The sequence below is a fragment of the Anoxybacillus sp. J5B_2022 genome, from assembly GCF_026847645.1.
Classification (GTDB): Bacteria; Bacillota; Bacilli; order Bacillales; family Anoxybacillaceae; genus Anoxybacteroides.
The window spans coordinates 1-14,202 of record NZ_JAPSMC010000069.1; the positions used below are offsets into that span (position 1 = coordinate 1).

Below are 14,202 nucleotides of genomic sequence, written 5' to 3' on the forward strand. Positions count from 1 at the left end.
GATTGAGTCAAGAGTTTGTGGGAGATTTTTTTGATATTTCGATTCTCTGGATATATTTGGATTAAATAACCAAGTCTTTGTAAGCGTTTTCCAATACTCTCATCCTGTGCTCGTGCCTTTTTTCCCTTTTTTTAAAACCCTTTCAATGCCTTCAACACTTCATAAATAGGCGTTCCACACGACTGTTGGAGATAGCGAATATTGCCACGTACCACTTCCTCTATCTTTGCTCCTACTTTCTTGATTCCCCTTTTCACCATCGTTTCTCGTTCGCTTCTTTTTTCCTCCTCGACCACTACCTCTCCTTTCCACGTCCCAATCGTTAATCCGTCTTTCACGGCTACCATCACGTCTAAAAACGCTCGAATCCCTCTGTCACACCAACTCCGTCCATTTTTTACTCGCTTCGCAAACACGTGCATCGTTCCCTCTGCACTTCCCATCGGGCGCATTCCCGTCGTATCGATTCCTTTTTCTCGCAGCCACGCGCGATAATCGCTTAAACAGCCAGGCATCGACTCGATTCGTTGAATCAATCCCTCCAATTGCTTTTCTTTCTTTTCCTCTCCTAGGGTGCCTACCGCACTGTGCAGTTCCGTTAATAACCCCTTTTCATCGAACAAGGCCAACTTTTTCTGAATCGTCCGGTACCGTGGGTGATCTTTTACGCATTCACGAATCTCTCGCGCGACGTGGAACCGATCGAGCTGGAAAAATGCCCGTTCCCCAAAGTACTCTCGACAAGCCGTAATCCACGCTGCTCCGTCCCCATTGATCACCACCCAATCCCTCGTTGGGTCATAGCCGTATTCCTCCATCAAAAACGTTTCTAATCCTTCCCACACCGGTTCTTTTGTGTCATGGACATAGTGCCGTTTCCCCACCAACGATACCCGTTTTCCATTGACCTTCCATCCTTGGTGTACCGCCAAAATCTTTTCTTCTTTCCCTTTTCGCCGGCTTCGCTGCCGTTTGACGTATAACCCGTCCGCCTCTACAAACAACACCTGCTGTGTCCTTTCCATCGGACGATGCTTGTCTACCGTTGCTTGTAAGATCAGCTGGCGAATCGTTTCATGGCTCATCACCGCATAGCCTACCATCTTCTCTAGCGCCTCTGCGGCTTGGCGATACGAAGGACCCGTAACGGCTAATTCGATGGCGGTTTCCTCCAGTAATGGACTCACTCCCTTTGCCCCATCGAACCCGAGGAACGCATCTAATAAGCACGTATACACGCCTTTTTCTCGATCCAAATAGTAATTGCGTCGAACCTCCACCTCCCCAAATAACGTCTGCATCTGTACCGTTCGTTTATCTTTTAGGTAATAACGCTTTTTATCTCGTTGCTTGGCTAGCTCTTCATCCAGCCATTCCAATACCTGTTGAAGCATTTCTCCATAGGTTTTTTGTAACATCGAAAACAATTCTGCTTCTAGCTCTTTTAATGTTTGCCCACTTGTGATAAACTGTTGCATAGGACTCTCTGACCTCCTGTTGTGGATTGTTTGCACTTATTAACATACAGGAAGAGAGTCCTTTTTGCATCTTTTTTGCTCATCCTCCTTCTTTTATCAAGGGAACCTCCCCTTGAACCATATAAACGAGGACTTTACTTCCTCCCACAAACATTTTACTCATACTCTTCTCTAGAAAAGCGGAGAACGGTCCTTGGCTCAAGCCAAGGAAACATCCGACGGACGCGAAAGCTTTCAACGAAGACGTGCGTGCACGTCGAACGGCGAAAGCAAAAGCGGAGGAGGATGTTCGTTCGCAGCTAGACAAGAAAAGCGGAGGCGACTGGTTAGCTCTCGAAGCCAAACGTTCTTCCGACGAGAAGCGCTTTTTGCTTCGACGGAGGAAGGTTGTTTGGCACAAGAGAGCTAGGAGCCGCAGCTAGACAAGAAAAGCGGAGGCGACTGTGCATACAAAAAAGACTTATCGTTCGATAAGTCTTTTACGGAGTGAGCGCGAACGGGCGATATGTTGCTAAAATGTCTTCGTACCGCACTTTCGAGATAACGCGAATGCCTTTTTTCAGTTCCCGCTGTTTTCGGCTTTCTAATTTTTTCACATCGATTTGAAAAAACGATTGAATGATGCGCGACGACGGCTGCGGCCTTCCCTCAAAAATTGACAGCGTTCCGTCTTTCGTTAAGCCGAAATAGCCATTCGCTTTCGCTAACGGAGAAATGTCGTTGATCGTCTTTTGCAACACGATTTGTTTGTCATCTAAATCAACAAGCTGCCATCCTTCATATTTTTTCCATATTTCGTTCATCGACGTGACCGTTTCTTGCCGAATTTCTTCGCTTACTTGCCCATCAAGATACATGCGCTCTAAAAGAACCGTCATCTGAACCGGCGCTACGTGGGTAACAGCTTCTGCCGAATGAACCGATAAGAAGCTAGCAACCAATAACGAAGCGATCACAACTCGCATAGTGCTCCCCCTCTTTGGTAATTATTGTTGCTATTTCTAGTTTCACCGGTTGCCGAAATTTTATCCACGCAAAAAAATGCTCATCGAAAGCGAACATCGTTAGTTGCACTCTTTCATCAACCGTTCGCGGTCGAGAAAATGAGGCGGCTGTTCGAGCCATCCACGCTCGATCATTAAGTTGACACCGTCTTCCGCATACGCACCCGCTTTCGCCATAAACGCGGCATAAAGCGCGGCTAAATCTCTGCGCATCGTCAACGCCAACGCTTGTCCGTACATCGCAATACCTAAACTAGACAATGTGTTCACGATAAAAAGCATGAGCTGCTCCGAAAACGGGGAAATCGTTGAATCGTTGACGACCGTATCCCATGTCATCGAAGCAGGAATATCATTTTCTTGCAGCACGTCAAAAATGGAAATGATAATATCCGAACAAACTCGTTGCCCTCGAATAAAGAAATTACGAATGTCCGGGTCTTTCGTCACTTGGGCAAAACCAATGAGCGTCGATTTTGCGATTTCGTTATTGATGGAATTCATGACTAAATACGCAGCTTCTACTGCCAACAGCGGCCGGCGCCGACCTAGCCATCCGGTTAAAAAGCTCTGCTTTTCGACATAATCCACTTTTTTTGGGTATTCCATGTATGGCGGGCGAATATGCACCCCTTTTTCTTTCATCATCGTGCGTACATTGGCGTTTAATTCGATCGCTTCTTGACTAAACTCGGCAAACAATCGATGAATATCTTCTCGAGAAGCCATCACAATCGACGTCATATGCGACGAAATTTTAAATTGCGTCATTTGGTTAACGTATTCTAAATAAAAAACGTCGGAAAAAAGCTTTGGCGCATCCATATTCACATGTTTAGCGACTGGAAATCCATCCGGCTTTGCCATTCCTTCTTCACGAAATAGCTTTTCAAGCGCTTGAAGATGCTTCTGAACTAGTTGGATCGTTTTCTCCACCATCATTTTTACTTCTTCATCTTCCGCTGTCTGTTTAAAATGCGTCATGACGCTTTCCACCATGCTGTCGTACATATACGTATGCCAAACGTTGGCAATTTCCGCACTTGTTAAACGGATTGGTATTGTTTCCATGATTGATCCCTCCATTTAACCATTATTGTGTTCCATTTAACATAAGAGCATGTAAAAAAAAGAAACCGCCGATATCAACGGTTTCTAGTCAAGGTCAGATTCATCTAAATTGTGGTACACTTCTTGAACGTCGTCATCATCTTCCAGCATATCGATTAGTTTTAACATTTTCGTTAAGTCATCGCCGGTTAATTTCGTATATGTTTGTGGAACCATCGTAATTTGTGCGTCGACGAACGTAAAGCCGTTCGCGGCAAGCGCGTTTTTCACGTCTTCAAACTGTTCCGGAGCGGTATAAATTTCAAACGAATCGTCCGTTGTTTCCATCTCTTCTGCTCCTGCTTCAATCGCCTGAAGAAGCATGTCATCTTCTTCGATGTCTAACTCTTCGCGGGCGATGACAAGCAACCCTTTCCGTTCAAATAAATACGATACGCACCCAGTTTCCCCGAGGTTTCCGCCATTTTTCGAAAATGCTACCCGAACGTTGGAGGCCGTGCGGTTTTTATTGTCCGTTAAACAAACGACCATGACCGCTACGCCGCTCGGACCATATCCTTCGTAACGGATTTCTTCGTAGTTGGCATGTTCTTGATTTCCCGTCGCTTTTTTAATCGCACGTTCAATGTTTTCATTCGGCATGTTAGCCGCTTTCGCTTTTTCAATGACGAGGCGTAAGCTAGCGTTCGTGCTCGGATCGCCGCCGCCCATTTTCGCGGCAACGTAAATTTCTTTCGCCAATTTCATAAATATTTTGCCGCGTTTCGCATCTTGCGCATTTTTCCGACGTTGAATATTTTTCCACTTGGAATGTCCAGCCATTACGAATTTCTCCTCTCATGACACGAAATTTCCGATACTACTATACCAAAAAAACAGCGAACCGTAAAATTGCTGCAAAAAAAGGGAGATGCCTAAAAGACATCTCCTATCGAGTATTGGCTGGGTGCCCGATGATTTCGCCTCTATAAAAAATCGTTTTTAACTCGCGCTCGATTTCGGTAAACGGGCGGCCGTAGCGAATGTTGTTATCGATAACGCGCACGCGGTGGTATACGCTTGGATTCGAAACGACGCGCACATGCTTTCCTTTCGTATACGGCGCAATCGCTTTGGCCACTTGCTTTTCGACGCGGGCTGCGTCTGAGGCGTTAGTCGCCACTGCTACTAGCACATGCCCTTTGTATACAAGGGCGCGCGCATCGCTCACGTTGTTCACTTTTGCGGCTTGGTTGGCGACCGTTTCCGCCAATCGTCCGTCATAATGGTCATAGTAAGACGGATGCGTTCGCGCAGTCATCGGATTTAAATGCCCGTGGTAATTTTGATCAGCTGCGCCAAAATCGGCGTGAAGCGGAAGCGTCGGCTTCACCTGCTCAGTATATCGTCCTGTCATATCGACGTTAAACAAATCAGCGAGCGGACCGTTTTGATTGTCCATTATATACGCATTTCCGTCATTTTCACGGTTCGTGCCATAACGACCGTACGTATATTGATCGATTTGGCGGTCGGTTGAATAATATCCAATCGGACGAGTAGCGTCGCGATAGCGCGGAGTTTCGTCTCCAACATAGTTAGCACACGCCGCAAGCCCCCCTATGCTACAAACGACGCCTAGCGCTGCGATCGTTTTTCTCAACGAAAAACCCCCCTTATTTGCCTTCAGGCCTAAATCGCGGCCCATTTTTAGCTTGGCAAATAAGCGAGGGTTTACTCGTAGAACGATTAAAATTTTGGCGGTGCAATTGCCAATTGGCGTTTATGATGGGAACGGTTATGTAATCGCTCAATAATTTGCCGGTCTTTTTCTGGAATTTCTTCCCCTTTTAAATATTTATCGATCATTTCATACGTTGTACCCATTTCATTTTCATCTGTTTGACCTTCCCAAAGTCCTGCGCTTGGCGCCTTCGTAATAATTTCTTCTGGAACGCCAAGAATGCGAGCCATTTCACGCACTTCCCCTTTCGTGAAATGGACAAGTGGGACTAAATCAACGCCACCATCGCCGTATTTCGTGAAATAGCCTGTATGCCATTCAGCGGCATTGTCTGTTCCGACGACGAGATAGCCGTAGTTATTAGCCACTGCATACAACGTCGTCATGCGCAGGCGCGCTCTCGTATTGGCGTCGCCAAGCCGCGCTGCTTCTTCGTTCCACTCACCTTTTTCTTTTAACTGTTTTTCAATTTCGCTAAACAACGTTTGATGCGTTTCTGTTAAATCAATCACGAAATGTTTAATTCCGCAGCTTGCCACGACTTTTAGCGCATCTTCTTTATCTTTCGGATTGCTTTTGCACGGCATAATAAGCCCAAGCGAGTTGTCAGGAAACGCCCGCTTAATTAAATGCGTAACGACCGCAGAATCAATGCCGCCACTAATGCCGACAATCGCTCCATTTAACCCAGCATTGTGCACTTGTTCACGAAGCCATGCAATCAATTTTTCAATTTTCTGTTCCATCATCCGTATCCGACTCCCTTTCACGAAAAATGACATATACGTTATCTTATCATATTCATGATTTTTTGCACAAACTGTTTGCGGTGTTCGAAATACGGAAGCGAAAACGGCTTGCCTCTTTGCACAATCACCCGGCATTCGCGCATAAGATCGGCAGGGAACAAAAGCGCCGTTAAAAACCACGGTTTCGTTACCAATGGCTGCAACAACGGCTGACGTTCTAAATAAGCAAACGACCATTGAACGTACGGCAACACGCGGCTAGCGTATTGCAAATAATCAATGGCAGGCGGTGCAACAGCAATTAAGTCATAATCGATTAAGTATACTGCTTTTTCTGTACGTAAAAAATTATGGGAGGCAACGTCGCCGTGAATAATCGTCTTTTTTTCCGCGATAAACGAAGAAAAAAAATGCGGAAACCGCTCAAAAAAAGAACGGGCACAATACAAAATAAACGAAAGTTCTTCGTCTTTCATTAATTGTTTTAGCACTGGCAACGCATAAAGAAACTGCTCATATCGCTGGTGCCACTTTTCATACAGCGAGTAGTGCGGCAACATCGTAGCGAAAAACGGATGGTGCAACAACGGTTGCGAGTAAGCGTGGTACATATAAAGCAACGATAGACTGTCATATCGGTCTTTTTCATCAGCGTAGTGAAAAGGTCGGCTAGAAGAAATGTATGTTTGTAGCATCCAATATTCGTTTTCAAATGAAATGACCCCTTCTATCGCGGGCGCTGCTTGAAAACCTGAGTTGTTTAATAACCGAAAAAAAACTTGTTGCCGTGATGCTTCCAAAAAGGTGCGATATTTTTTTAATACCCATTTTCCGCGGTCTGTTTCGATGATGGAAACGTACGGCTTGATGAGCGTGCTTTTTTGCACATATATCCCATATTCCTTCTCAAGAAACGGAAAGAGACGATGCGAATCATCGTCTCTGCGCTGTTTATTCATCGCGTTCACTGCTTTCGCCATATTGCGGCATCATGAACAATTGCTGCGGGCTTGGCGGGAAAGCAGACGGTTGCATCGGCGCATAATACGGTTGCATTGGCGTTTGTGCGAACGGATACGCTGGTGCTGGTGTTCCTGCTTGTTGTGGTGCTGGAAAACTAGGTGGTTGCGGTGCTGCCTGGTATGGCTGCGGATAATATGCTGGAGCCGTTGGCATGTACGGCTGCGGATACACTTGTTGCGTCCAGCCGTAACTTGGCGGCATCGGCGGAGCAGAATACCATCCTGTAGATGGCGGCGCGGTCGCTGGCGGCTGCTCACTTGTTGTCAATGGCACCGACGGTATCCACTCATGCGATTCGCTGCTCTCATGAATGCCCGGGAATAAGTGCGGGCTACTTTCTGCCTGAAGCGGCATCGGCGGCGCAACCGGATAGCCGGTAAATGGCATCGGTGGATAATAAAACCCATCCCCTGGCATGACTGGCGTGACCGGAACGCAAGGGTCTTGCGACAAGGCGACGTTCGGTTGACTAGCTTGATTCGGTTGGTTTGGTTGATTCGGTTGATTCACCGGCGCATACCCCCACGGCTGCTGTTGCGGCCACATTGGCACATACGGAACAGCCGGCAATTCCGGCGGCGTATCGTGATGAGCCGCTTTTTCTGGGCTTTCGATATCTTCCACATCCGGCTTCATCATGTGCGGCAAAATATTCGCCGGTTTAGGTGGAAGTGGCGGCATGCCCGGCATGTTCATAAAATGCGCGTTCGGCTTCGGCGAAACAGGCGGAATTGTATACGGCAACGGACTGGTTTTTTCCGCGTTAGCATTGGCCGATTCATTGATTGCGGCTTTCGGCACCTCTGCTGCCGGCGCTTTCGGCGGCTCTTTTGGCTTTTCCGCCACCGGTGCTTTTGGCGGCTCTGGCAGCGGCTGATTGACGTTTGGCGCCTTCGGTGCTTCTTTTGCTGGCGGATTCACGTTCATGTTGGACGTTTTTGGCTCTTCTTTCGCTGGCGGGTTCTCATTGATATTCGACGCTTTTGGCGTTTCTTTTGCTGGTGGGTTAACATTGACATTTGGCGCTAGTTCTGCCTCTATGTTAAAGGAAACAAACGGCTTCGCTTCTGCGTATGGATGTTCCATCGGTTCTTCTTTTTTCGGGTGCATATGAATGACTGTTTCTTTCTTTTGCATTTCTTTCTTTACCTGAACACCTGCGGTCGGGATTTTAATTTTCATTCCCGGCATAATCAAATTTGGATCGCTTAAATGGCCATTTATTTTTTTCAACTGCTCAAAATCGACCCCGTATTTTTGGGCAATTTTCCAAAGCGTGTCGCCTTTTTGGACAATATGGATTTTCACTCCGTTCCCCTCCTACACCCACACGGTTGAATTTATATGCTATTCCTTCATTGTCGCCATCATCCTTCAACATAACTTATGAGTCAACGAACGAATTTATGATAAAAAAATAAAAGGGCGTCCTAACGACACCCTTCTCCGTCTTAAGCAAGCGCGAGCATTCGCTCTAGCGCCTCCATAGCATCTTTCGCAATCGAAGCCGGAACAGTAATTTGGTTAATGATTTTTCCTTGTTCTAATGACTCCAATGCCCAAAGAAAATGCGGCAAATCGATCCGGTTCATCGTTAAACAAGGACACATATAAGGATTGAGTGAAATGATTTCTTTATCAGGATGTTGCTGGATCAGGCGGTTGACTAAGTTCATTTCCGTTCCGATCGCCCATTTGCTTCCTGCTGGCGCGTTGCGAATTGTTTCAATAATGTATTTCGTCGAGCCGGCATAATCGGATTTTTGGACGACTTCCCAGCTGCATTCCGGATGAACGATAATGTTCATATCTGGTTTTGTTTGGCGAATGTGTTCGATATGTTTGACTGTAAAGTTTTCATGGACGGAACAATGTCCTTTCCAAAGAATCACTTTTACGCGGCTTATATCGCCTTCGTATTGCAACGTATCCGTCAGCGGATCCCAGACAGCCATTTCGTCAAGCGCTACCCCTAGTTTGTACGCGGTATTTCTCCCTAAATGTTGATCCGGTAAGAAAAAGACTCGTTCTTTTTGCGTAAACGCCCATGCGACCACTTTATCCGCGTTCGAAGATGTCACCGTCGCTCCGCCGTTCCGGCCGACAAACGCTTTAATCGCCGCTGTAGAGTTGACGTATGTTAACGGTAACATCGTGTCGCCGAACAACTCTTGCAACATTGGCCACGCCCGCTCGACTTGCGCTAACTCGGCCATATCGGCCATCGAACAGCCGGCGCGCATATCCGGTAAAATGACTTTTTGATCGTCCGCTGTTAAAATATCCGCCGTTTCCGCCATAAAATGAACGCCGCAAAAGACGATGTATTCCGCTTGTTTATTTTTCGCCGCTACTTGCGCAAGCTGCAACGAATCTCCTGTCGCATCAGCAAATTGAATCACTTCATCTTTTTGATAATGATGGCCTGGGATAAACAAACGGTCGCCTAATTTTTCTTTAATTTCCCGCACGCGCGCTTCCATTTCCGCAACGCTCATCGTTTTGTACACTTCGGGCATATTGTCTTGTTTTTGCATCATTTCTAATACGTTCATCATTTCTCCCCCTATTTCCATCCTTCAATATTAAAGCTGATATCTAACGCTTTCACCGAATGAGTTAATAAGCCTAATGAAATATAATCGACGCCGGTATCGCCGTATTGCGCCAAGTTTTCGAGCGTAATGCCGCCCGATGCTTCCGTTATAATGGATGACGGTACAAGTTGAACGAACTCTTTTACTTCTTCCGGCGTGCGGTTGTCAAACATAATGACATCTGCTCCGGCGTTGACCGCTTCGATGACTTGTTCTTTCGTTTCCGTTTCCACTTCGATTTTCACCATGTGGCCAAGACGGTCGCGCACCGCTTGAACCGCTTTTGTAATCGAGCCGCAAAAGGCGATATGGTTGTCTTTAATCATCACGGCATCGTACAGGCCGAAGCGGTGGTTATAGCCCCCTCCGCATGTGACGGCGTATTTTTCAAGCATGCGCAGTCCTGGCGTTGTTTTTCTTGTGTCGCAAATGCGCGTATGGCCGCTGTTTAACACCGTGACTGCCCGCCGGGTAAGCGTGGCGATGCCGCTCATGCGCTGAATGAGATTTAAAATGACGCGCTCGCCTGTTAATAGCGGGGCAATCGGGCCGGAAACTTTCGCCACGATATCTCCTTTTTTTACTTGCTCTCCGTCTCGTTTGTATAAAGTGATGTCAATGGAAGGGTCGAGCAAACGGTAGCCGCTCATGATTACGTCCGCACCAGAGAAAACGCCGTCTTCTTTTACAAGAAATGATCCAGTTGCCTGCTTGTTGCTCGGAAAAATCGTTTCGCTCGTCACGTCGCGTTCGCCGATATCTTCTAACAAAAACTGTTGCAGCAGTTGCTGCAGCTTGATCGTATTCATCATCTTCCCCCTATCTTCACCAAAAGTTCATCCTTTGTCCGTTCAATGCGCCGCTTTTTCCAATGCTCTTCTTCTTTCGGATAGTCCGACCGATAATGCCCCCCGCGGCTTTCCGTTCGTTTTAGTGCTGATGTCGTAATAAGCCAGCTTGTTATTAATAAAGAAGCTGCGGTCATTTGCTCGTCGCTAAATAGCGACCAATCGGCAGCGACAAGTTCTTGAATCGAAAACTGCTCCAGCCATTGTTTCGCAGCCGTTAAACTTGTTTCGTCTCTTACAATGCCGACATGCTGCATCATTACCGCTTGAATTTGTGAAACAGCCGGAAGCGGCTTTGTAAATGGTGGCGCCGCATTAAGTATATGGACAATGTCATACGTTCGCTCGTTTCGCAGCGCTTCCGCAAGCCTTGCCCCAAATACCATCCCCTCTAGCAACGAATTGCTCGCGAGTCGGTTTGCCCCGTGCACGCCTGTACACGCTGCTTCGCCGACCGCATATAAGCTAGGAAGCGACGTTTTTCCTAATAAATCTGTTTGAACGCCGCCCATTAAAAAATGCGCGCCTGGTACGACCGGAAGTTTTCCGCTATTCACGTCAATCCCATGCGCTTCGCACATGGCTGCAATCATCGGAAAGCGTGCATGGAAGTGCGGAATCATCGAAATGTCTAAATACACTCGCTTTCCTTTCGTGATTTCTGCATGAATCGCTCGAGCGACAATATCTCTCGGAGCTAAATCTCGCTGCGGATGCACGTGCTCCATTAACCGCCGGCCATCTTCCGTAACGAGCACCGCTCCTTCCCCGCGCACCGCTTCGGAAATCAATCCTACCGCTTTTCCATCGACATACAACATCGTCGGATGAAACTGAATAAATTCCATATCGCTAACGACCGCTCCCGCTCGGTACGCGAGCGCGATGCCGTCACCGGTAACAGTTCGGGCGTTTGACGTAAACGCGTACACGTTGCCGCAGCCGCCGGTGGAAAGAACAACGGCATTTGCGTAATAGACGCTCATCCTCGTTTTTACGCCGAGGCAGCGACCGCCGCTAACGATGAGATCCGTGACGCTTTCGTCTTCTATTACTGTAACTTTTCCGCTCAGTTTTTCAAGCAAAAACGAAACGATCGCTTTGCCTGTTTGGTCACCGCCAGCGTGCAAAATACGGCGACGGCTGTGCGCCCCTTCGTTGCCAAGGTGAAACTGGCCGTTTTCATCTATATCGAATTGCAACCCTTCTTCCACTAGTTCCAGCAGACGGCTCGGTCCTTCGCGCACAAGCATTTCGACTGCCTGTTCGTCGTTATGGTACGCACCGGCTATTAATGTATCTTCGTAATGCAGTCGCCAATCGTCTTGTTCAGACAACGCAGCGGCCACGCCCCCTTGAGCGAGCCAAGAGTTACTTTCTTCTTTTTTTGTCTTTGTGAAAATAATCACATTTTTATGTTCATATAGACGATATGCTGTCATAAGCGCTGCTAGACCGCTGCCGACAATAATGACATCCGCTTGTGGCATGTATACGCCCCCTGTTATTTTTTACTGTCTTGACACCTATATTGACATATAATTAAACTGATGACAAGAATTTTATTTTTCCAAATGCGAGGGAATGAGCGTATGATTTATCTCGACTATGCAGCGACTACGCCGATGAGTGAGGAAGCGTTAGCCGTCTATACGGAAGCGGCGAAAGTATATTTTGGCAACTCAAGCAGTTTGCACGATATCGGCAGCGATGCCGCCCGCCTGCTTGACATTTGCCGCAAGCAGTTGGCGGTATTGATCAACGGAGATGAGAGAGGCATTTATTTTACGAGCGGTGGAAGTGAATCGAACATTCTCGCTGTCCGTTCCATCATCGAAGCACATCGCCATAAAGGAAATCACCTCATCACGACAGCGACGGAGCACGCTTCGTTATATCATTTGTTTCAGCAGCTAGAAACAGAAGGATATGAAGTGACGTATTTATCAGTGGACCGCTTTGGGCGCATTGACATCGGTGAGCTCGAGCAAGCAATCACGCCCAATACGATTTTTGCATCGATTCATCACGCCAATTCGGAAATCGGTACCGTTCAGCCGATTGCCGACATCGGAAAGCTTTTACGAAAAAATGGCGTCATCTTTCATAGCGATTGCGTACAAACATTTGGTAAAATACAAGTAGATGTGCAGGCAATGGGCATCGACAGCCTGTCGATTTCCGCCCATAAAATTTACGGACCAAAAGGAGTCGGTGCCGTCTACATCGACCCGCGCATCAAATGGACGCCTTGCTTTCGCGATGCCACGCACGAATCGGGGTTTCGCCCTGGAACGGTCAATGTGCCTGGGATTGCTGCTTTCGTTACCGCTGCTCAGCAAATATGCAGCGGACTTACGGAGGAAAAGATGCGATTAGAAGCTTTGCGGCAATATTTTCTTTCCAAAGTAGAAAAATTGCCAATTACGATTGAAGGTCACCCAGAGGCGCATTTACCAAATATTATCGGATTTTCCGTCCACGGCATCGAAGGACAATATACGATGCTCGAATGCAACCGTTACGGCATTGCGATCTCTACGGGTAGCGCCTGTCAAGTCGGAAAACAGGCACCTTCCCGGACGATGATCGCTATCGGTAAAGAAAAAGAAGAAGCAAAACAATTTGTGCGAATTTCACTCGGCAAACCAACAACAAAAGAACAGCTCGACCAGCTGATTACCGTGTTAGAAACGATTTGTCAAAAGCGAAAGGTGGGGAAAAGCAATTGAAAGAGGAGAAAAAAATTTTGGGAGAAAAGAGGCGCCAATTTATTTTGCAATGGCTGAAAGAAAGCGGTCGGCCGCTGACGGGGGCGGAATTAGCAGCGAAAACGAACGTGAGTCGCCAAGTGATTGTACAAGATATTTCGCTGTTAAAAGCGCGCAACGAACCGATTATCGCGACGAGCCAAGGGTATTTATATTTGAAAACACCGACAGCAAACAAAACGTATACGCGCGTTGTTGCGTGCTTCCATACGCCGGAGCAAACAAAAGAAGAATTGTATTTGATCGTCGATCATGGCGTCACCGTGAAAGATGTGAAAATCGAACATCCGGTCTACGGCGATTTAACGGCTTCTGTCATGGTCAGCAACCGCCGCGAAGTCGATCAGTTCATTCAAAAAATTAAAGAAACAAACTCTTCGTATTTGCTTCAGCTGACAGACGGCACGCATTTGCATACGCTTGAAGCCGATTCCATTGCAAAACTCGACGCCGCTTGCCTTGCTTTGCAACAAGCAGGGTTTCTCATTGAATAGCCGGATTCGCTTGCGAATGCTTCGTAAGCGATCCGGTTTTTTCACATATTCGTCAAACATAAAAGAGATGGTCAAGACGGTTCCATGCCTGGCTTTACGCGCGACATTCAATCATGGTGCGACAAAACCGGCAATACACTACTAAAAACAACGTTTGAAAATAAACAATTTAAAGCGTACATTCAATACGTGGAAAAAAAACGTCGACAGCATCGAAACATTGATGAAAAACGCGATGGCAGCCGGCGTCAAACTTGTCGCTTGCTCGATGTCTATGGACATTATGGGCATTGAAAAAGAAGAGCTTATTGACGGCATTGAAATCGGCGGCGTCGCAACCTACTTAGGCTATGCCGAAGAAGCAGGATTGAATTTGTTCATCTAAAAGAACCCCCAGTGCGACTGGGGGTTTTCTAAATAATATAGTACGGATAGCTTCCTAAT

Annotated in this window: 13 protein-coding genes and 1 pseudogene; 3 read left to right on the forward strand and 11 right to left on the reverse strand. The window is 47.0% G+C overall.

Annotated features, from left to right (window positions below; genetic code table 11):
* Nucleotides 1-131: 131 nt before the first annotated feature.
* From M4I42_RS14595 to nadB, 11 genes are all read right to left on the reverse strand, one after another.
* Nucleotides 132-1,478, reverse strand: coding sequence for an ISLre2 family transposase (locus M4I42_RS14595; RefSeq protein ID WP_061912156.1), 1,347 nt, complete (start codon nt 1,476-1,478; stop codon nt 132-134).
* Nucleotides 1,479-1,957: 479 nt separating this feature from the next.
* On the reverse strand, nt 1,958-2,443 hold the full coding sequence (locus M4I42_RS14600) for an intercompartmental signaling factor BofC (protein WP_268852824.1): 486 nt from the start codon (nt 2,441-2,443) through the stop codon (nt 1,958-1,960).
* Nucleotides 2,444-2,542: 99 nt separating this feature from the next.
* A complete protein-coding gene (locus tag M4I42_RS14605) occupies nt 2,543-3,553 on the reverse strand; it encodes a DUF3231 family protein (RefSeq protein WP_268852825.1) in 1,011 nt (336 codons plus the stop codon).
* A gap of 84 nt (nt 3,554-3,637) precedes the next feature.
* Complete coding sequence (locus M4I42_RS14610; protein WP_268852826.1) at nt 3,638-4,375, reverse strand: YebC/PmpR family DNA-binding transcriptional regulator; 738 nt, start codon at nt 4,373-4,375, stop codon at nt 3,638-3,640.
* Nucleotides 4,376-4,481: 106 nt separating this feature from the next.
* On the reverse strand, nt 4,482-5,195 hold the full coding sequence (locus M4I42_RS14615) for a YhcN/YlaJ family sporulation lipoprotein (protein ID WP_268852827.1): 714 nt from the start codon (nt 5,193-5,195) through the stop codon (nt 4,482-4,484).
* Between the two features lie 86 nt (nt 5,196-5,281).
* On the reverse strand, nt 5,282-6,022 hold the full coding sequence (nadE, locus tag M4I42_RS14620) for an NAD(+) synthase (protein ID WP_268852835.1): 741 nt from the start codon (nt 6,020-6,022) through the stop codon (nt 5,282-5,284).
* 41 nt (nt 6,023-6,063) lie between these two features.
* Complete coding sequence (locus M4I42_RS14625; RefSeq protein ID WP_268852828.1) at nt 6,064-7,005, reverse strand: phosphotransferase; 942 nt, start codon at nt 7,003-7,005, stop codon at nt 6,064-6,066.
* Nucleotides 6,977-8,356, reverse strand: coding sequence for a SafA/ExsA family spore coat assembly protein (safA, locus tag M4I42_RS14630; protein WP_268852829.1), 1,380 nt, complete (start codon nt 8,354-8,356; stop codon nt 6,977-6,979). The genes M4I42_RS14625 and safA overlap by 29 nt, the downstream gene beginning before the upstream one ends.
* 143 nt (nt 8,357-8,499) lie before the next feature.
* Nucleotides 8,500-9,603 carry a quinolinate synthase NadA gene (gene nadA, locus M4I42_RS14635; protein WP_268852830.1) on the reverse strand — a complete coding sequence of 368 codons (1,104 nt, stop codon included), beginning with the start codon at nt 9,601-9,603 and terminating at the stop codon, nt 8,500-8,502.
* Between the two features lie 11 nt (nt 9,604-9,614).
* Nucleotides 9,615-10,454, reverse strand: a complete 840-nt coding sequence (gene nadC / locus M4I42_RS14640) for a carboxylating nicotinate-nucleotide diphosphorylase (RefSeq protein WP_268852831.1) — start codon at nt 10,452-10,454, stop codon at nt 9,615-9,617.
* Nucleotides 10,454-11,983: an L-aspartate oxidase gene (gene nadB / locus M4I42_RS14645; protein ID WP_268852832.1), complete on the reverse strand. Its 1,530-nt coding sequence runs from the start codon at nt 11,981-11,983 to the stop codon at nt 10,454-10,456. Before nadB ends, nadC begins: the two co-directional genes overlap by 1 nt.
* 102 nt (nt 11,984-12,085) lie before the next feature.
* On the opposite strand from nadB, the gene M4I42_RS14650 reads away from it, so the two are divergent.
* The 3 genes and pseudogenes from M4I42_RS14650 to M4I42_RS14660 form a co-directional block, all read left to right on the forward strand.
* Nucleotides 12,086-13,225, forward strand: a complete 1,140-nt coding sequence (locus M4I42_RS14650; protein WP_268852833.1) for an IscS subfamily cysteine desulfurase — start codon at nt 12,086-12,088, stop codon at nt 13,223-13,225.
* The gene (locus tag M4I42_RS14655) at nt 13,222-13,758 is read left to right on the forward strand and encodes a transcription repressor NadR (RefSeq protein ID WP_268852834.1); all 537 of its coding nucleotides are present in this window, start codon (nt 13,222-13,224) and stop codon (nt 13,756-13,758) included. The genes M4I42_RS14650 and M4I42_RS14655 overlap by 4 nt, the downstream gene beginning before the upstream one ends.
* Nucleotides 13,759-13,951: 193 nt before the next feature.
* Nucleotides 13,952-14,143, forward strand: a pseudogene (locus M4I42_RS14660) (DsrE/DsrF/DrsH-like family protein); the annotation flags it as partial.
* Between the last annotated feature and the right edge of the window lie 59 nt (nt 14,144-14,202).